General features: G+C 70.4%; 12 protein-coding genes. 1 reads left to right on the forward strand and 11 read right to left on the reverse strand.

Annotated elements, in window-relative coordinates:
- Positions 1-267: 267 nt before the first annotated feature.
- The 11 genes from AB0J16_RS47860 to AB0J16_RS47910 all read right to left on the reverse strand — a co-directional run bounded on the left by AB0J16_RS47860 (position 268) and on the right by AB0J16_RS47910 (position 15963).
- Positions 268-1644 (reverse strand): L-serine ammonia-lyase, encoded by a 1377-nt coding sequence (locus AB0J16_RS47860; protein ID WP_358552719.1) that lies wholly within the window; start codon positions 1642-1644, stop codon positions 268-270.
- Positions 1641-2228 carry a sarcosine oxidase subunit gamma family protein gene (locus tag AB0J16_RS47865; RefSeq protein WP_358552721.1) on the reverse strand — a complete coding sequence of 196 codons (588 nt, stop codon included), beginning with the start codon at positions 2226-2228 and terminating at the stop codon, positions 1641-1643. Before AB0J16_RS47865 ends, AB0J16_RS47860 begins: the two co-directional genes overlap by 4 nt.
- Positions 2221-4998 carry an FAD-dependent oxidoreductase gene (locus AB0J16_RS47870; RefSeq protein WP_358552723.1) on the reverse strand — a complete coding sequence of 926 codons (2778 nt, stop codon included), beginning with the start codon at positions 4996-4998 and terminating at the stop codon, positions 2221-2223. Before AB0J16_RS47870 ends, AB0J16_RS47865 begins: the two co-directional genes overlap by 8 nt.
- The gene (locus AB0J16_RS47875; protein ID WP_358552725.1) at positions 4995-5273 is read right to left on the reverse strand and encodes a sarcosine oxidase subunit delta; all 279 of its coding nucleotides are present in this window, start codon (positions 5271-5273) and stop codon (positions 4995-4997) included. Before AB0J16_RS47875 ends, AB0J16_RS47870 begins: the two co-directional genes overlap by 4 nt.
- 9 nt (positions 5274-5282) lie before the next feature.
- On the reverse strand, positions 5283-6515 hold the full coding sequence (locus tag AB0J16_RS47880) for a sarcosine oxidase subunit beta family protein (protein WP_358552727.1): 1233 nt from the start codon (positions 6513-6515) through the stop codon (positions 5283-5285).
- The gene (glyA, locus tag AB0J16_RS47885) at positions 6512-7768 is read right to left on the reverse strand and encodes a serine hydroxymethyltransferase (protein ID WP_358552729.1); all 1257 of its coding nucleotides are present in this window, start codon (positions 7766-7768) and stop codon (positions 6512-6514) included. Before glyA ends, AB0J16_RS47880 begins: the two co-directional genes overlap by 4 nt.
- Before the next feature lie 13 nt (positions 7769-7781).
- Positions 7782-10184: an FAD-dependent oxidoreductase gene (locus AB0J16_RS47890; RefSeq protein WP_358552731.1), complete on the reverse strand. Its 2403-nt coding sequence runs from the start codon at positions 10182-10184 to the stop codon at positions 7782-7784.
- Between the two features lie 204 nt (positions 10185-10388).
- The gene (locus AB0J16_RS47895; protein ID WP_358552733.1) at positions 10389-11375 is read right to left on the reverse strand and encodes an ABC transporter substrate-binding protein; all 987 of its coding nucleotides are present in this window, start codon (positions 11373-11375) and stop codon (positions 10389-10391) included.
- A gap of 44 nt (positions 11376-11419) precedes the next feature.
- Positions 11420-13420, reverse strand: coding sequence for an ABC transporter permease subunit (locus AB0J16_RS47900; RefSeq protein ID WP_358552735.1), 2001 nt, complete (start codon positions 13418-13420; stop codon positions 11420-11422).
- Complete coding sequence (locus AB0J16_RS47905) at positions 13417-14478, reverse strand: betaine/proline/choline family ABC transporter ATP-binding protein (protein WP_358552737.1); 1062 nt, start codon at positions 14476-14478, stop codon at positions 13417-13419. Before AB0J16_RS47905 ends, AB0J16_RS47900 begins: the two co-directional genes overlap by 4 nt.
- A 24-nt stretch (positions 14479-14502) precedes the next feature.
- Positions 14503-15963: an aldehyde dehydrogenase family protein gene (locus AB0J16_RS47910; protein WP_358552739.1), complete on the reverse strand. Its 1461-nt coding sequence runs from the start codon at positions 15961-15963 to the stop codon at positions 14503-14505.
- A gap of 227 nt (positions 15964-16190) precedes the next feature.
- On the opposite strand from AB0J16_RS47910, the gene purU reads away from it, so the two are divergent.
- Positions 16191-17054 (forward strand): formyltetrahydrofolate deformylase, encoded by an 864-nt coding sequence (purU, locus tag AB0J16_RS47915; protein WP_358552741.1) that lies wholly within the window; start codon positions 16191-16193, stop codon positions 17052-17054.
- The last annotated feature ends 88 nt before the right edge of the window (positions 17055-17142 follow it).

Consider the following 17142-nt stretch of genomic DNA (forward strand, 5'->3'; position numbering starts at 1 on the left):
CCTGGGAGTTTCCGGACAGATGCCATCCCGCGACTCGACCTCGCCACGGGAGCGTCCGCCTGCGACCTTCGCGATCAAGCGAACCGGTTCAACGATCTGGCTCGACTTTCACTCACAAGGCGACGCACGTCAAGAGTGCGGTATCGAATCGTGACATGCCGGAAACGCCAAAGCCTCGGATGCGGTCGACCCATTGACGTGCGACGGCGCGGCTACGTGACTTACGCGCAACTCTCGTTGCGTCGCGGGAGCCACTGGAAAGACCGTTCAGCATTCGATGACGTTGACGGCGAGGCCGCCGCGTGAGGTCTCCTTGTACTTGTCGAGCATGTCACGGCCGGTGTCGCGCATCGTCTTGATGGCCTTGTCCAGCGAGACGAAGTGGCGGCCGTCGCCACGTAGCGCGATGCGGGCGGCGGTGATGGCCTTGATCGAGGCGACGGCGTTGCGTTCGATGCACGGGATCTGCACCAACCCACCGACCGGGTCGCACGTCAGGCCGAGATTGTGCTCGATGCCGATCTCGGCGGCGTTCTCCACCTGCTCCGGGGTGCCGCCCAACACCTCGGTCAGCCCGGCGGCGGCCATCGAGCAGGCTGAGCCGACCTCGCCCTGGCAGCCCACCTCGGCCCCGGAGATGGAGGCGTTCTCCTTGAACAGCACGCCTATCGCCGCCGCGGTCAAGAAGAAGCGGATCACCCCCTCCTCATCGGCGCCGGGCACGTACCTGGAGTAGTAGGTCAGCACCGCCGGGATGATGCCCGCCGCGCCGTTGGTCGGCGCGGTGACGATGCGACCACCGGCGGCGTTCTCCTCGTTGACCGCCAGCGCGAACAGCGACACCCAGTCCATCACCTGCAACGGATCGGCGCCGGAGGCCTCGCTCTGCAGCCGGCGTTGCAACTGGTGGGCGCGCCGCCTGACCCTCAGCCCGCCGGGCAGCATCCCCTCCCGGGAGATGCCCCGCCGCACGCACTGCGACATCACCCGCCACAGCTCCAGGATCTGCCCGCGGATCTGCTCGTCGGTGCGGCCGAACGCCTTCTCGTTCTCCAGCATCAGCCCCGAGATCGACAGGCCGGTGGCCGAGCAGTGCTTGAGCAGTTCCTCAGCGGTGGTGAACGGATAGGGCAGCACGGTGTCGTCGGCTTTGATCCGGTCGGCGCCGGTGGCGTTCTCGTCCACCACGAAGCCGCCGCCGACAGAGTAGTAGACCTTCTCCCGCAGCACCGACCCGTCGGTGGCCAGCGCGGTGAAGCGCATGCCGTTGGGGTGACCGGGCAGCGAGATCCTGCGTTCGAAGACAAGGTCCTCGCCGACCACGAACGGGATCGGGTGGCTGCCGTACAGACTGATCGTGGCCGAGGAGCGCATCAGGGCCAGCCGGGCGTCGATACCGTCGACGTCGACCAGCTCGGGCTTGTCACCCGACAGGCCGAGCAGGACGGCCTTGTCACTGCCGTGGCCCTTGCCGGTCAGGCCCAGTGAGCCGTACAGGATCGCCTGGACCCGGGCCGTGCGCGGCAGCAGGCCGTCCTCGTGCAGCCCCCGCGCGAACCGGTGCGCGGCCGCCATCGGGCCGCCTGTGTGCGAGCTGGACGGCCCGATGCCGATCTTGAACAGGTCGAAGACGCCGATGCTCACCCGAGGTGTTCCGTCGCCGCGTCGAGGAGCCACTCCGCCAGGTACGCGGCGAAGGACGAGCGGACGAGCACGAGGAAGCCATCGGGCCGGGCCAGGAGCACGACCTGGGCCTGTGCCAGCATGGTCTGCGCGCAACTCCCGGGCCCGAAGACGCTGGGGTGCAGGTCGAGCGCACAGCCGTGGGCCAGCAGGTCGCGCGCGCGGGGGCCCGACACCAGCAGGGTGGTGCGCTGGGCCGACACGTCCACGATCGACCCGTGCCGGTCCCCGAGAGCTTTGCGCAGCAGCTCGTGCCGGTAGCCCTCGGGCCCGATCACCAGCCACTCGTCGGGACCGAGCCAGGCCACCGTGACGTCGTCGGCGCCGGAGCCGGCCCCGGAGCCGGTCTGTACGGCGGTGCACGGCTCGACGGGCAGCCGCACCCCCAGCACGGCCCCGAGGTCCTCGGCCGGCGGGCTCGCCGGGTCGACGCGCACGTTGACGTGGGTGAGGAACGGCAGCTCGGCGAGCCGCAGCCCCCCACCTTCGGACGCGGCGGCGAACCGGCCCGCGAAGGCCGCGGCCGGGCTCCTGCGCTCAGCCATCACGGCGCGCTCCTTCCGGGTCGTACAGAACGTGAGAGGCGACGGTCACCGGCACGAACCTGCCCGCGACCGGCGCGTACAGCCGCTCTCCGAGCCGGCCCTGCCCGCCACTGACCAGCGCCAGCGCGAACGTGCGGCCCAGGGCCGCGCTGCGATAGCTGGAGGTGACGTGGCCGAGGGCGGGCACGGGCGGCTGTGGCGGCGAGGCCGTGGCGACCAGGTGCGCCCCTTCGGGCAGCAGGAAGTCCGGATCCTCCGGCAGCAGACCGACGAGCTGCTTGCGGTCCGTCCGCGAGGTGTCGGCCCGCGCGAACGATCGCTTGCCGATGAAGTCGGGCTTCTTCTTCGACACCACCCAGGACATACCCAGGTCCTGCGGGGTGACCGTGCCGTCGGTGTCCTGGCCGACGATCGGGTAGCCCTTCTCGGCTCGCAGCACGTGCATGGTCTCGGTCCCGTACGGGGTCACGAGTCCGGTATCCATGATCGCCCTCCACAGGGGCAGGCCGTCCCAGGACGTCACGTTGATCTCGAAGGCCAGCTCGCCGGAGAAGCTGATCCGGCACACCCGCGCCGGGATCCCGGCCACGTGCGCGTCCCGCCAGGTCATGAACGGGAAGGCCGCCGCGTCCACCGTGAGCCCCGGCGCGAGCCCGGCGAGCACCTCACGCGAGGCCGGCCCGACGAGGGCGACCGTGGCCCACTGCTCGGTTACCGACGTGCAGTACACCCGCAGCCAGGGCCACTCGGTCTGCAGCCACTCCTCCATCCAGTCGAGGACGGTCGCCGCGTTGCCCGTCGTGGTGGTGATGAGGAAGTGGTCCTCGGCGAGGCGGATGACCGTGCCGTCGTCGAATACCATTCCGTCGGGCCGGCACATGACGCCGTAGCGGATGGCGCCGACCTTCAGCGAGCTCATCAGGTTGGTGTACAGCCGGTCGAGGAACTCCCCCGCGTCGGGCCCGATCACGTCGATCTTGCCGAGGGTGGAGGCGTCCATCGCCGCCACACCCTCGCGGGCCGCCCGGCACTCGCGCAGCACAGTGGCCTCCATGTCCTCGCCGGGACGCGGGTAGTACCACGGCCGCTTCCACTGACCGACGTTCTCGAAGAGCGCGCCGTGGGCGACGTGCCACTCGTGCAGCGCCGTCACTCTGACGGGGTCGTGCAGCAGGCCGCGGTCGCGGCCGGCCAGGGTCGCGAAGCTCACGGGCAGGTACGGCGCGCGGAACGTGGTGATGCCCAGCTCGGCCACCGGCACGCCGATCGCGTGGGCCACGACCGCCGAGGTGAGCAGCCCGGAGGTCTTGCCCTGATCGTGGGCCGTTCCGGCGGTGGTGTAGCGCTTGACGTGCTCGACGGAGCGCAGGCCGGCGCCGGTCGCCCGCTGGATGTCGGCGACGGTCACGTCCCGCTGCAGGTCGACGAAGTGCGCCGAGTAGTCGCTCGCGGGGACCAGCCAGTACGCCTCCCCCGCCGCCTCCAGGTCTCCCGCCGCCGCCCCGGCCACGTCGACGGCCTGCCGGGACCGGTCGGGAACGAGTGTGCCGAGCGCCTCGTCGTAGCGGAGCGTGCCGCCCGACTGGCTGAACAGGTGGACGACCGGGTTCCAGCCGCCCGACACGAGCAGCAGGTCGGCGTCGAGCGCCCGCTCCCCGGCCGCGGAAGCGGTGGGAGTGGCGTCCCTTGCCGTGGCGTCCGTTGCCTCGGCGACCAGCACCGACGAGACCTGGCCGTCGCCACGGGCAGCGGTCACCACGCGGCCTGGCAGCAGCGCGATACCGCGCTCACGTGCCCTTTCGGCCCAGCCCGGGCCAGGGGCGGGCCGGACGTCGACGATGGCCGCCACCTCCACACCCGCCTCGGCGAGGTCGAGAGCGGCGGCGTAGGCGCTGTCGTTCGCGGTGAACACCACCGCGCGGCGGCCCGGCAGCACGCCGTACCTGTTGGCGTAGGTACGGGCGGCGCCGGCCAGCATCACGCCGGGCAGGTCGTTGCCCGCGAAGGCGATCGGCCGCTCGTGCGCGCCGGTGGCCAAGACCACCCGTCGCGCCCTGATGCGCCAGACCCGCTCGCGTGCCACGGCGGCGGGCGCCGCGCCGCCGAGGTGGTTGGTGCGCCGCTCGACGGCGACCAGGTAGTTGTCGTCGTAGTAGCCGAAGACGGTGGTGCGCCGCAGCACCCGCACCTCGGGCAGGTCCTCCAGCGCGGCCGCCATCGTGGCGGCCCACTCTGCGCCCGGCACGCCGTCCACGAGGTCGGTCGTGCCCAGCAGGCTGCCGCCCGGCTCGGGCTGCTCGTCGGCGAGGATCACCCGCGCGCCGGTTCTCGCCGCCTCGCGAGCGGCGGCCAACCCGGCCGGCCCGGCGCCGACCACCAGGACGTCGCAGTGGGCGTGGACGCTGTCGTACCGGGCCGGGTCGGGCTCGGTCGCCAGGCGGCCCTGGCCGACGAGACTGCTGGCGACCAGGCCGTCATACAGCTCGACCGTGGTGGCGGGCAGCATCGGCTCGGGGAACGGCTCCTCGATCTGGACGACCGCGTTGGGCTCCTCGCTGCCCGCGGAGAAGATCCCGCGCGGGCGGCCCAGCCTGACGCTGGTGGCGACCTGGCGTACGCCGTTGGCCAGCAGCGCGGAGGCGAGGGTGTCACCGGGGTGGCCGGTGTACTCCTGCCCGTCGAACCGGAAGCGCAGAGTGCGGGAGCGGTCGATGCGGCCGCCGCTCTCCCGCCTCAGCCCGTCCATTCGGTCGCCGCTCTCGCGCGTCATGAGGTCACCGGCCGCGGCTCGCCCGCACGGTAGACGGCGTGGATCTCGTTGGTCGCGGTGTCGCGCAGGGCGTTGAACCACCGGCGGCAGCCCGCGGAGTGGCTCCAGCGCTCGGCGAAGACGCCCTTGGGGTTGTCGCGGAAGAACAGGTAGCGGGCCCATTCCTCGTCGGAGAGCGTGGCCGGGTTCTCCGGGTAGGCGACGTGTGCCTGCCCGCCGTAGTGGAACTCGGCCTCCTCGCGTGGGCCGCACCAGGGGCATGGGATCAGCAGCATGTGACGTCCTCAGTGCGCGACCGCGGCGGCGCCGTGCTCGTCGACGAGCGCCCCGGTGACGAATCGGTCAAGGGAGAAGGGAGCGTTGAGCGGGTGCGGCTCGCCGTTGGCCACCGTGTGGGCGAAACACCAGCCCACGCCGGGGGTGGCCTTGAAGCCCCCGGTGCCCCACCCGCAGTTGAGGTAGAGGCCGTCGACCGGGGTCAGCCCGACGATCGGTGAGGCGTCCGGTGTGACGTCCACGACGCCGCCCCAGGTCCGCAGCACGTGTGCCCTGGCGAAGATTGGGAACAGCTCCAGCGCCGCGGCCATCTGCCGCTCGATGATGTGGAAGGCGCCGCGCTGGCGGTAGGAGTTGGCCGCGTCGATACCCGCCCCCATCACCAACTCCCCTTTGTGGGCCTGGCTGACGTACACGTGGACGGCGTTGGACATGACGACTGTCGGGTGCACGGGCTCCAGCAGCTCGGAGACCAGCGCCTGCAGCGGATGGCTCTGCACCGGCAGGTCGATGCCGGCGGTGGCGGCGACGACCGAGCTGTGCCCGGCCGCGCACAGCGCCACCCGGCCCGCCGCGATCGTGCCGCGGGTGGTGTCCACGCCGGTGACCCGGCCATCGCTCACCCGCAGCCCCGTGACCTCGCAGTGCTCGATGAAGTCGACGCCGAGCGCTGCGGCCGCCCGGGCCAGCCCCCATGCGACGTAGTCGTGCTTGGCGATGCCCGCGCGGGGCTGGAAAGTGGCCCCCAGCACCGGATAGCGCACGTCGGGCGAGATGTTGACGATCGGGCAGACCTCTTTGACCTGCTGGGGGTCCAGCCATTCCGCGTCCACGCCGTTGAGCCGGTTCGCCTCCACCCGGCGGACGCTGTCACGCACGTCCTGGAGGCTGTGCGCGAGGTTGAGCACGCCGCGCTGGCTGAACAGCAGCGGGTAGTCGAGCTCCTCCTCCAAGCCCTCCCAGAGCTTGAGCGCGTGCTCGTAGATGCCCGCGCTCTCGTCCCACAGGTAGTTGGACCGGATGATGGTGGTATTGCGAGCCATGTTGCCGCCGGCCAGCCAGCCCCGCTCCAAGACCGCGACGTTGCTGATGCCGTGGTTCTTGGCCAGGTAGTAGGCGGTGGCGAGGCCGTGGCCGCCCCCGCCGACGATCACCACGTCGTAGGAGGCTTTCGGCTCGGCCGCGCTCCACAGCCGGTCGGGGTGCTCGGGCAGGTCCGCTCCGGGCGCGCGCGGCGTCATCGGACCTCTCCGTAGAGAGGGTGCTTGCCGGCGAGGGCCTCGACCCTGCCGCGCAGGAACGCCAAGTCGGCGTCCGGCGTCAGGGCACCCGCGATGATGTCGGCGACCTCCCTGAAGTCCGCCGCGCCGAACCCGCGCGTCGCCAGGGCGGGTGTGCCGATCCGCAGCCCGGAGGTGACCATGGGCGGGCGCGGGTCGAAGGGCACGGCGTTGCGGTTCACCGTGATGCCCGCCGCGTGCAGCCGGTCCTCGGCCTGCTTGCCGTCCAGCTCGGAGTCGCGCAGGTCGACCAGTACGAGGTGCACGTCGGTGCCGCCGGTCAGCACCCTGACCCCGGCGGCGACCGCGTCGGGAGCGAGCAACCGCTCGGCGAGGATTCGCGCGCCCTCCAGCGTGCGCCGTTGCCGGTCGCGGAACGCCTCCTCGGCCGCGACCTTGAACGCGACGGCCTTGGCCGCGATGACGTGCTCCAGCGGACCACCCTGCTGGCCGGGGAACACCGCTGAGTTGATCTTCTTGCTGAGGTCCGCGATGGACAGGACGACCCCGCCACGCGGGCCACCGAGGGTCTTGTGCGTGGTCGTGGTGACCACGTGGGCATGCGGCACGGGCGAGGGGTGCAGACCCGCCGCCACCAGGCCGGCGAAGTGTGCCATGTCGACCATGAGGTAGGCACCCACCTCGTCGGCGATCCGGCGGAAGGCCGCGAAGTCGAGCTGCCGGGGATAGGCCGACCAGCCGGCGATGATGAGCTTCGGCCGGTGCTCGCGGGCCAGCCGCTCGACCTCCTCCATGTCCACCAGGTGATCGCTCTCGCGCACGTGGTAGGCGACCACGTTGTAGAGCCGGCCGGAGAAGTTGATGCGCATGCCGTGCGTGAGGTGCCCGCCGTGGGCCAGGTCGAGGCCGAGGATGGTGTCGCCCGGCTCCAGCAGGGCCGCCATGGCCGCGGCGTTGGCCTGCGCGCCCGAGTGGGGTTGCACATTGGCCGCCTCGGCGCCGAACAGCGCCCGCACCCGATCGATGGCGAGCCGCTCGATCACGTCGACGTGCTCGCAGCCGCCGTAGTAACGCCTGCCCGGGTAGCCCTCGGCGTACTTGTTGGTGAGCACCGAGCCCTGGGCGGCCATGACGGCCACGGGCGCGAAGTTCTCCGACGCGATCATCTCCAGCGTCGATCGCTGCCGGTCCAGCTCCGCGCCGATGGCGGCGTGAACCTCCGGGTCTACCACGTCCAGCGGGGTGTCGATCATCTGATGTCCTCTCCTAACCGCGCAGCCGGGTCATCGCCGGGTCGAACAGGGGCTCCTCGGCCACGACGGCGCCCACCCGCCGGTCGAAGTAGCCGACGTGGACGGTCTGGCCCGGGTTCGCGAGCGAGGCGGGCAGCCACGCGTAGGCGATCCCTCTGCCGATCGTGTATCCGTGGGCGGCGCTGGTGACGTAGCCGACCGGCCGCTTGCCGTCGTACACCGGCTCCCTGCCCATGACGACCTCGTCGGTGAGCAGGCAGGTGAGGCGGCGGCCGACCGACTCCTTGCGGGCGAGCAGCGCCTCACGGCCGATGAAGTCGCCCTTGTCCAGCTTGACGGCGAACTCGAGGCCCGCCTCGTACGGGTCGTGCTCGAAGGTCATGTCGGCGCCGAAGGAGCGGTAGCCCTTCTCCAGGCGCAGGCTGGTGAAGGCGCCCCGGCCGGCGGCGATGACGCCGTGCTCCTGGCCGGCCTCCCACAGGGTGTCCCACAGCTTGAGGCCCATGTCCGCGGTGGTGTAGATCTCCCAGCCGAGCTCGCCGACGTAGGACAGGCGGAGCATGGTGACCGGCACGTTCCCGAGGTAGGCGCGGGTGCCGCGGAAGTAGCGCAGCGCGGTCAGGTCGGCGGTGGCCAGCGGCTGGACGAGGTCGCGGGCCTTGGGCCCCCAGAGGCCGATGCAGCAGGTCGCCGGGGTGAGGTCGCGGATGTACACGTCGGCGGGCCGGTGGCGGTCGAACCAGTCGAGGTCGAGGTTGCCGTTGGCACCGACCTGGAACTCCTGGGGGCCGAGGCGGGCCACGGTGACATCGCTGCGGATGCCGCCGTCGGCGTTGAGCAGCAGGCAGTACGTCACCGAGCCGACTGACTTGTCCACGTTGCCGGTGGTGAGGCGCTGCAGGAAGGCGGCGGCGCCCGGGCCGCTGACCTCCAGGCGCTTGAGCGCGGTCATGTCGTACATGGCGACGCTCTCGCGGGTGGCCTGGGCCTCCGCGCCGACGATGGGCGACCAGTACCGCGCCGCCCAGTCTCCCGGCGCGGGGATGTCGCGGCCCCGCAGCAGCGGGGCGTTGGCCTCGTACCACTGCGGGCGCTCCCAACCCGACGCCTCCAGGAAGGTCGCGCCGAGCTCCCGCTGCCGGGGGTGGAACGGGCTGGTACGCAGCGGGCGGGGGTCCTCCATCGGCTGGAGCGGGTGGATGATGTCGTAGACCTCGACGTAGTTCTGGCAGCCGCGGGCCAGCACGTAGTCGGGTGCGAGCTGGTGCGGCTCGAACCGGTTGACATCGCACTCATGCAGGTCGAACGTCGTGCAGTGGCCGTCGACGAGCCATTCGGCCATCGCCCGGCCGACTCCGGCGGAGTGGGTGACCCAGACGGCCTCGGCCACCCAGAAGCCCTCGACCTCGCGCGACTCGCCCATCAGCGGCAGGTGGTCGGTGGTGAACGAGAACAGCCCGTTGATGCCGTCCTCCACCTTGGCGGAGTTCGTGGACGGGAGCAGTTCCCGGGTCTGCTTCCAGGCTTCGGCGAAGTCGTCGGGGGTGAAGGTGAGCACGGACGGCATCACCTCGGCGGCATCGACGGACAGGATGTCGTCGGAGCTGATCGGCATGGGCCGGTGACCGTAGTAGCCGATGCCGAGCGTGTCGAAGCGCTCGCGGTAGTACAGGTCGGCGTCCTGGTGGCGGAGGATCGGCCGGGAGGCCTCGACGGTCTGGCCCGCCAGGTCGGGCACCTGCCCGGTCCAGGCGAGCTGGTGGGCGACCGGAGTGAGCGGCAGCTCCATCCCGACCATGCGGGCGACCCGCGGGCCCCAGATCCCGGCGCAGCACACCACGATGTCGGCGGGGATCTCGCCCTGGTCGGTCACCACCGCGGTGACCCGGCCGCCCTCACTCCTGACGTCCAGCACCTCGTACCTGCCGAGCACCCGCACGCCGCGCTCCTGTGCCCGCGCGAGCTGCGCGTCGACCGCCTTGACCGCCTTGGCCAGCCCATCAGTGGGGATGAACAGGCCGCCGAGCACCTTGTCGCGGTCGAGGAGGGAGTGCTTGGCCACACTCTCCTCCGGCGAGAGCAGGTGGGCCTCGATCCCCCAGGAGGTGGCCCAGCCGTGGCGGCGGCGCAGTTCGGCGAGCCGCTCGGGGGTGGTGGCCACCTCGAGCCCGCCCACCTGGAGGAAGCTGTCCAGCTCGACGAACTTCTCGACGGTGTAGCGGGCCATCTCGGTCATGGTCTTCGACCCGTTGATCTGGAACACCAGACCTGGGGCGTGGGAGGAGGAGCCGCCGGTGGCGGGCACGTCTCCCTGATCAACGACCGTGACGCCGGTCCAACCGCGGGCGGACAGCTCGTCGGCGAGAGCCGCGCCGACCACACCCGCGCCGATGATGACGACGCTCGGGCCCGTCATAGCCACCTCCGTTGTTGCCTAATATGCAACCAAGCGCACTTTCCGCAACAAGCGTCGCTCGCTGCGTTCCGGGTGTCAAGAGTGCGTCGCGTCTTATTCCCTACGGTTTGCCGGGCCGCGCCGAACCTGGTCGAACACCAGGTCCGGACACGCGTACGCCCGGCCCGATCGCCGAACGTCGACCGGGCCGGGCGCATGCGGATCTCAGCCGGCGGGCAGCCAGGCCTTGACCTTGTCGGGGTTGTCGGCCACCCACTTGGCGGCTGCCTCTTCGGCCGTCATCTTGTCCTCGGCGATGTACTTGGCCACGAGGTTCTGATCGTCGTTCGTCCAGGAGAAGTTCTTGACCAGCGTGTACGCGGGACTGCCGGAGTCCGCGAACTTCTTGCTCACGATCTTGTCCAGCTCGTACGGCGGGTAGTCGCACGCCACCTTGGCCGCGTCGGTATCGCAGCCCTTGGTGTAGGCAGGCAGGTTGACCTTGACCAGCTTGAGCTCCGACAGGAACCACTGCGGGTCGTAGAAGTAGCCGATGATCGGCTTCTGCTCCTTCTCCGACTGGCGGAAGCTGGTGATGAGTGCGGTCTCGCTGCCCGCGTACACGACCTTGTAGTCGAGCTTGAGGTTCTTCACCAGGGCGGCGTCGTTGGTGACGAACGACGGGTCGCCGTCAAGGAACTGGCCCTTGCCATCGGACTCGGAGGTCTTGAACAGCGAGGCGTACTTGTTGAGGTTCTTCCAGTCGGTGATGTCCGGGTACTTCTTGGCCATCCACGGCGCCACGTACCAGCCGATGATGCCCTTGTTGCCGGTCGGCCCGGCGGACACGGCGACCTTCTGGTCATCGATGTACTTCTTCTTGAGGTCGTCGTGGGCCCAGTTCTCCACGACGGCGTCGACCTCACCGGTGGCGAAGCCCTGCCAGGCGACCTCCTCCTTCAGGTCCTTCTTGACCACCTTGCAACCGAGCTGCTTCTCGGCCACCTGCGCGATCACCGCCGCGTTGGCCTCGTAGCCCACCCACGGGTTGACCGCGAGATTGAAGGTTCCGCAGCTCTTGGCACCGCCGGCACCGCTGCTCGTGGCGGTCTCGACCTGCCCGACCTTCGCCCCTCCGCACGCGGTGAGCAGGAGGCCGGCGCCGGTCACGAGCACGGCGGCCCGGACCTTTCCGCTCCTGGTTACTGCCACCTGGTCCTCCTGTAGTTCCTCTGGCCGGAACCGGCCGATATCGTTCACCTCTGATGAAGCCCGCCGTGCGCCGCGGCGTCCGCACGCTCGGTGGCGGCCCGCGTGACACGGTCGAGCACGATGCCGAGCACGACGATCGCGAGCCCGGCGGCCAGCCCCTTGCCTCGCAACTGGTGCTGCGAGAACCCGGCGACGACGTCGTAGCCGAGCGCTCCCGCGCCGACCAGACCGCCGACGACCACCATGGAGAGCACGTAGATGAGCCCCTGGCTCGTCGCCAGAGTCACGGCACTGCGTGCCATCGGCAGTTGCACCTTGGAGATGAGCTGCCAGGCACTCGCCCCTGCCGAGGTCGCCGCCTCGACGGTGGTGGCCGAAACCCCCCTGATGCCCTCCGCGACCAGCTTGATCGCGACCGGTGCGGCGAACACCACGGCCGCGATGATCGCGGTGAACCGGGTCGGCCCGAACAGGCCGAGGATGGGCACCAGGTAGACGAAGGCCGGCATGGTCTGGCCGGCGTCCAGCACGGGGCGGAGCACGGTGTCGACCCGGTCGCTGCGGCCCATCCATACCCCGACGACCACGCCCAGCAGCATGACCAGGACGGTCGCGACGAGCGTCGAGGCCAGCGTGACCATGCTGTCTTGCCAGAGCCCGAGCAGCACCAGCGTCAGCAGCCCGGCCGTGGCGACCAGCGCGGCCCGTACGCTGCCCACCAGCAGGACGACGGCCACGGCCACGGCGGCGACCAGCCACCAGGGCGAGCCCGTCAGCAGCGCCTCGAAGGGGTTGAGCAGCGCGTTGGTCAGCAGGTTCTTCAGCGCGTCCGTGAAGGTGACCATGCTGTCCTGCACCCACAGGCTCGCGGCGTCGGCCGCGCGGCGTACGTAGGAGCCGAAATTGGCGTCGACGGGGAACTCCGCCGCCCAGACGTAGGTATAGGACAGATAGCCGAGCACGGCGGCGATCCCGAGAACGCCCGCCACCTCGAGACGGCGCCCCCGCACGGTGCGCAGCCGCCCGGCCCGGCGCGCGACCTCCACACGGCGGCTGGCCGCCGAGGTAACCCGGTCGAGCACCACGGCCATGATGACGATGGCCAGCCCGGCGTTGAACGCGGTGCCCACGTCGAGCGTCTGCAGCGCCTTCAGGACCGCCTGGCCCAAGCCGGGGGCGTCGATGAGCGCCGCGATGGTGGCCATGGACAGGGCGGCCATGATGGTCTGGTTCACCCCGACGATGATCGTCTGTTTGGCCATGGGGAGCCGCACGAGCCGCAGCGCCTGCGCGGGCGTGGCGCCTAGTGAGGTGCCGGCCTCCAGCGTCTCGGGCGAGACCTGCCGGATGCCGAGCGCGGTGATCCGGATGGCGGGCGGGATCGCGTAGATCATCGTGGCGACCGTCGCGCTGGCTGGGCCGATCAGGAAGAACAGCGTGAGCGGCGCCAGGTAGACGAAGGTCGGCATGGTCTGCATGAAGTCCAGCACCGGGGTCACCAGCCGGTGGAAGCGGTCGCTCAACCCGGCCCACACCCCGAGCGGGATGCCCACCGCCAGCGACAGCACCACGGCGGTCAGCGTGAGCGCCAGGGTGTCCATGCTCTCCTGCCACAGGCCCAGGACGCCGAAGGAGAGGAATCCGGCGGCGGTGAGTAGCGCCACCTTCCTGTTGCCGTACAGCAGGGCGATGGCGGTCGCCAGACCGGCCACCCCGAGCCAGCCGAGCACCGGCACCGGCCGGTCGAAGGACGGCTGGCTGATCAGGGCCTGGACGAACCGCACGGCCTCGTCGATGAAGAGCCGGATGTAGTTGATGAAGTAGAGGAAGAACGGGTTGCTGTTGCGGCTGTCGTCGATGGCGTCCATGCCGCTGTTCAGCCCGCCGTGCAGCGGGGTCAGCTCCGCACCGCCGAGCGCCAGCGTGTCCCGCCCGCGCAGCACCGCCCAGCCCAGCACCCACACCGCGAGCGTCGCCACGACCAGGTAGCCGCGGCCCGTCAGCCTGGCGGTCACCCGCGCCTTCACCACGGACACCGTGGTCATGCCTGCGGCCCTCCGGCGATCACTTCGAGGATCTCCGCACTGGTGACCACGCCGAGCAACGTCTCCCCGTCCATCACGCGCACCGGCCGCTCGGCCGAGAGCACGGCCTTCACGGCGTCCCTGATGACCACGTCGGGAGCGAGCACGGGACCGTCGAGCGGCTCGCCCGGCTGGGCCGGGCGCATGATCCAGCGGAGCGTCAGCACGCGCGAGCGCGGGACGTCGCTGACGAAGTCCCTGACGTAGTCGTCGGCCGGCGCGCCCACCACCTGGTCGGGCGTGCCCACCTGGACGAGCTCGCCGTCGCGCATGATGAGGATCCGGTCGCCCAGCTTGAGCGCCTCACTGAGATCGTGAGTGATGAAGATCATGGTCTTGCCGACCTCGTGGTGCAGCCGGATGACCTCGTTCTGCATCTCGCGCCGGATCAGCGGGTCCAGCGCGGAGAACGGCTCGTCGAACAGGAGCACCTCGGGGTCGGCCGCAAGCGCCCGCGCCAGGCCCACCCGCTGCTGCATGCCGCCGGAGAGCTGGTCGGGGTAGGAGTCCTCGAAGCCGTCGAGGCCGACGAGCCCGATCACCTCGCGGGCCCGCGTGTAGCGCTCCCGCTTGGAGACCCCGCGGATCTCCAGGCCGAAGGCGACATTGTGCAGGACGCACCGGTGCGGCAGCAGCCCGAAGTGCTGGAAGACCATGGCCATGCGGTGCCTGCGCAGCTCGCGCAGGCTGCGGTCGTCGGCTTCCCGCACGTCCTCCCCGTCCAGCAGGATCTCGCCCGCCGTGGGTTCGATCAGCCTGGTCAGGCAGCGGACCAGGGTGGACTTGCCCGAACCGGACAGGCCCATGACGACGAACACCTCGCCCCGCCGCACCTCGAAGGAGACATCGCGGACCGCGGCGACACAGCCGCTCTGCTGCTTGAGCTCGTCGCGGGTGAGCGTGCTGCCGACCACGCTCTCGGCCTTGGGGCCGAACACCTTCCACAGGCCGCGCACGGCGAGGATGGGAGGGGCGTCGATGTCGGGCGCACTACGTTCGGCCACTGACGGCACAGTCATGACCACCTCTTGGTCGTCGGAGCGTCAGTTCGCTGGGAACCACCGCTGGGGTCGCGGACGGATGTTCTGCCACACATGTTTGATCTCGCGATATTCATCCAGGCCTGTCGGTCCGAGTTCGCGGCCGACACCTGACTGCTTGAAGCCACCCCATTCGGCCTGCGGGACGTAGGGGTGGTAGTCGTTGATCCACACCGTGCCGTGCCGCAGCCGTCCCGCGACCCGCTGCGCCTTGCCGGCGTCCTGGGTCCACACGGCGCCCGCCAGGCCGTACTCGGTGTCGTTGGCCAGGCTGACGGCTTCGTCCTCGGTGGTGAAGCGCTCCACGGTCAGCACGGGGCCGAACGACTCCTCGCGCACCACCCGCATGCCCTGCTTGCACCCGTCGAGCACGGTCGGCCGGTAGTAGAAGCCCTCACCGGCCGGCCGGTGGCCACCGCAGCGCAGCACGGCGCCCTCGGCGAGCCCGGCGGCCACGTACTCCTCCACCTTGGCCAGGTGCGCGGCGGAGATGAGCGGACCGGTCTGGGCCTGCGGGTCGAAGGGGCCGCCGAGGCGAATCAGCTCGGCACGCCGTACGACCTCGTCCACGAACGAGTCGTGCAGCGAGTCCTCCACCAGGAGCCGGGCACCGGCCGAGCACACCTGCCCGGAGTGCAGGAAGACGGCCGTGAGCGCGAAGTCCACCGCCGTGTCGAAGTCGGCGTCGGCGAAGACGATGTTGGGGTTCTTGCCGCCGAGCTCCAGCGCCACCCGCTTGACCGTGGCGGCCGCCGCGGCCATGATCCGCCGTCCGGTGGCCGCGCCACCGGTGAAGGAGACCAGGTCCACGTCAGGGTGCTCGGCGAGCGGCGCGCCCGCGGCCGGTCCGGCGCCGAGCACGAGGTTGGCGACGCCCGCGGGCAGGCCCGCCTCCTCCAGCGCGCGGATCAGGAGGATCGCGGTGCTCGGGGTCAGCTCGCTCGGCTTGAGCACGAAGGTGTTGCCCGCGGCGAGCGCGGGCGCCACCTTCCACGTAGCCTGCAGCAAGGGGTAGTTCCACGGCGTGATCAGGCCGCACACGCCGACCGGCTCATAGACGACCCGGCTGATCGCGTCGTCACGGCCGGTGTCGATCACCCGCCCCGCGTCGGTGCCGGCGACGCCGGCGAAGTAGCGCAGCGAGGCCACGGAGTCGTCGACGTCGTACTCGCTCTCCACGAGCCGCTTGCCGGTGTCGGACGACTCCGCGTGGGCGAAGGCCGCTTTGTCCCGCTCCAGCAGATCGGCCACCCTGTACAGCAGCGCGCCACGCTCGCGCGCCGGTGTGCCGGACCAGCCGCCCAGGTCGAAGGCGCGCCGGGCCGCCAGGATCGCGGCCACCGTGTCGGCCGCGGTGGCTTCTGCGACCGTGGTAACGAGGCTGCCGTCGGCAGGGCAGCGGATGTCGCGCCGCCCACCGTCGGTTGGCTTGGTCCACGTGCCGCCGATGTAGAGATCGGTCATCGGCACACCCCTGATCGTTGCGTATCGCGCAAGACAATGCTTAGTGGGGAACAGCATTGACGGGCTCCCTCGAATAAGTCAAGGGGTGGCCGAAATCACAGCCGGAATCCTTGCCGTGTCTTTTCCACAGGCTCTACCTCTCGCCCTCTTGACTGGACGGCACTCGGACATACACCCTGTTGCGCATACATCACTGCTTTGCGCTATACGCAACACTAGGAGGTGTGATGTCTCCTCGGCCCGATCCTGGACGCGAGTTCATCCTCACGGTCTCTTGCTCCGACAAGCCAGGCATCGTCTACGCCGTGACCAGCTTCCTGGTGCAGCACGGCGGCAACATGCTGCAGAGCAAGCAGTTCAACGACCGCCAAGGCGGCGGTTTCTTCATGCGCGTGCACTTCGCGGCCCAGCACGGGCTCGAGGAACTGCGCGCCGGCTTCACCTACGTCGCCGACTCCTTCCAGATGACCTGGCAGCTCAAGGACGCCGTGACCCCCACCAGGTCGCTCATCATGGTGTCGAAGTTCGGTCACTGCATGAACGACCTGCTTTTCCGCCGCCAGGTGGGCGGACTGAACATCGACATCCCCGTGATCGTCTCCAACCACCCCGACCTCGAACCGCTCGCCGCCTCCTACGGCGTGCCCTTCCACCACGTGCCGGTCACGCCGCAGAGCAAGGCCGAGGCCGAGGCCAGGGTGCTGGAGCTGGTGGCGGAGTACGAGGCGGACCTGGTGGTGCTCGCCCGCTACATGCAGGTCCTGTCGGACGACATGTGCAAGCGCCTCGAGGGCCGTGCCATCAATATCCACCACTCGTTCCTGCCGGGGTTCAAGGGCGCCAAGCCGTACCACCAGGCGCACGAGCGGGGGGTGAAGCTCATCGGCGCGACCGCTCACTACGTCACGGCCGACCTCGATGAAGGGCCGATCATCGAGCAGGACGTGGCCAGGGTGGACCACGAGCTCGACCCCGAGGACCTGATCGCGGCGGGCCGGGACGTCGAGGCCCAGGTGCTCGCCCGGGCCGTGAAGTGGCACAGCGAGCAGCGCGTGCTGCTCAACGGCGACCGCACGGTCGTCTTCCGCTGAGGACCCGCCGAGAATTCCGCCCGAGGCGGGCACCGGCCAGGAGGCGGTGGGGGTGCTGCGGCCCCCACCGCCTCCCTTCACCTGCCGG

It is taken from the genome of Nonomuraea sp. NPDC049750 (assembly GCF_040659625.1).
In the GTDB taxonomy this organism is placed as follows: domain Bacteria; phylum Actinomycetota; class Actinomycetes; order Streptosporangiales; family Streptosporangiaceae; genus Nonomuraea.

What these genes read in the sequence shown, in the direction of transcription:
- AB0J16_RS47865 (WP_358552721.1), bottom strand. Translation starts at nt 2,228, where the DNA reads ATGGCTGAGCGCAGGAGCCCGGCCGCGGCCTTCGCGGGCCGGTTCGCC.
- AB0J16_RS47870 (WP_358552723.1), bottom strand. Translation starts at nt 4,998, where the DNA reads ATGACGCGCGAGAGCGGCGACCGAATGGACGGGCTGAGGCGGGAGAGC.
- AB0J16_RS47875 (WP_358552725.1), bottom strand. Translation starts at nt 5,273, where the DNA reads ATGCTGCTGATCCCATGCCCCTGGTGCGGCCCACGCGAGGAGGCCGAG.
- AB0J16_RS47880 (WP_358552727.1), bottom strand. Translation starts at nt 6,515, where the DNA reads ATGACGCCGCGCGCGCCCGGAGCGGACCTGCCCGAGCACCCCGACCGG.
- glyA (WP_358552729.1), bottom strand. Translation starts at nt 7,768, where the DNA reads ATGATCGACACCCCGCTGGACGTGGTAGACCCGGAGGTTCACGCCGCC.
- AB0J16_RS47890 (WP_358552731.1), bottom strand. Translation starts at nt 10,184, where the DNA reads ATGACGGGCCCGAGCGTCGTCATCATCGGCGCGGGTGTGGTCGGCGCG.
- AB0J16_RS47900 (WP_358552735.1), bottom strand. Translation starts at nt 13,420, where the DNA reads ATGACCACGGTGTCCGTGGTGAAGGCGCGGGTGACCGCCAGGCTGACG.
- AB0J16_RS47905 (WP_358552737.1), bottom strand. Translation starts at nt 14,478, where the DNA reads ATGACTGTGCCGTCAGTGGCCGAACGTAGTGCGCCCGACATCGACGCC.
- AB0J16_RS47910 (WP_358552739.1), bottom strand. Translation starts at nt 15,963, where the DNA reads ATGACCGATCTCTACATCGGCGGCACGTGGACCAAGCCAACCGACGGT.
- purU (WP_358552741.1), top strand. Translation starts at nt 16,191, where the DNA reads ATGTCTCCTCGGCCCGATCCTGGACGCGAGTTCATCCTCACGGTCTCT.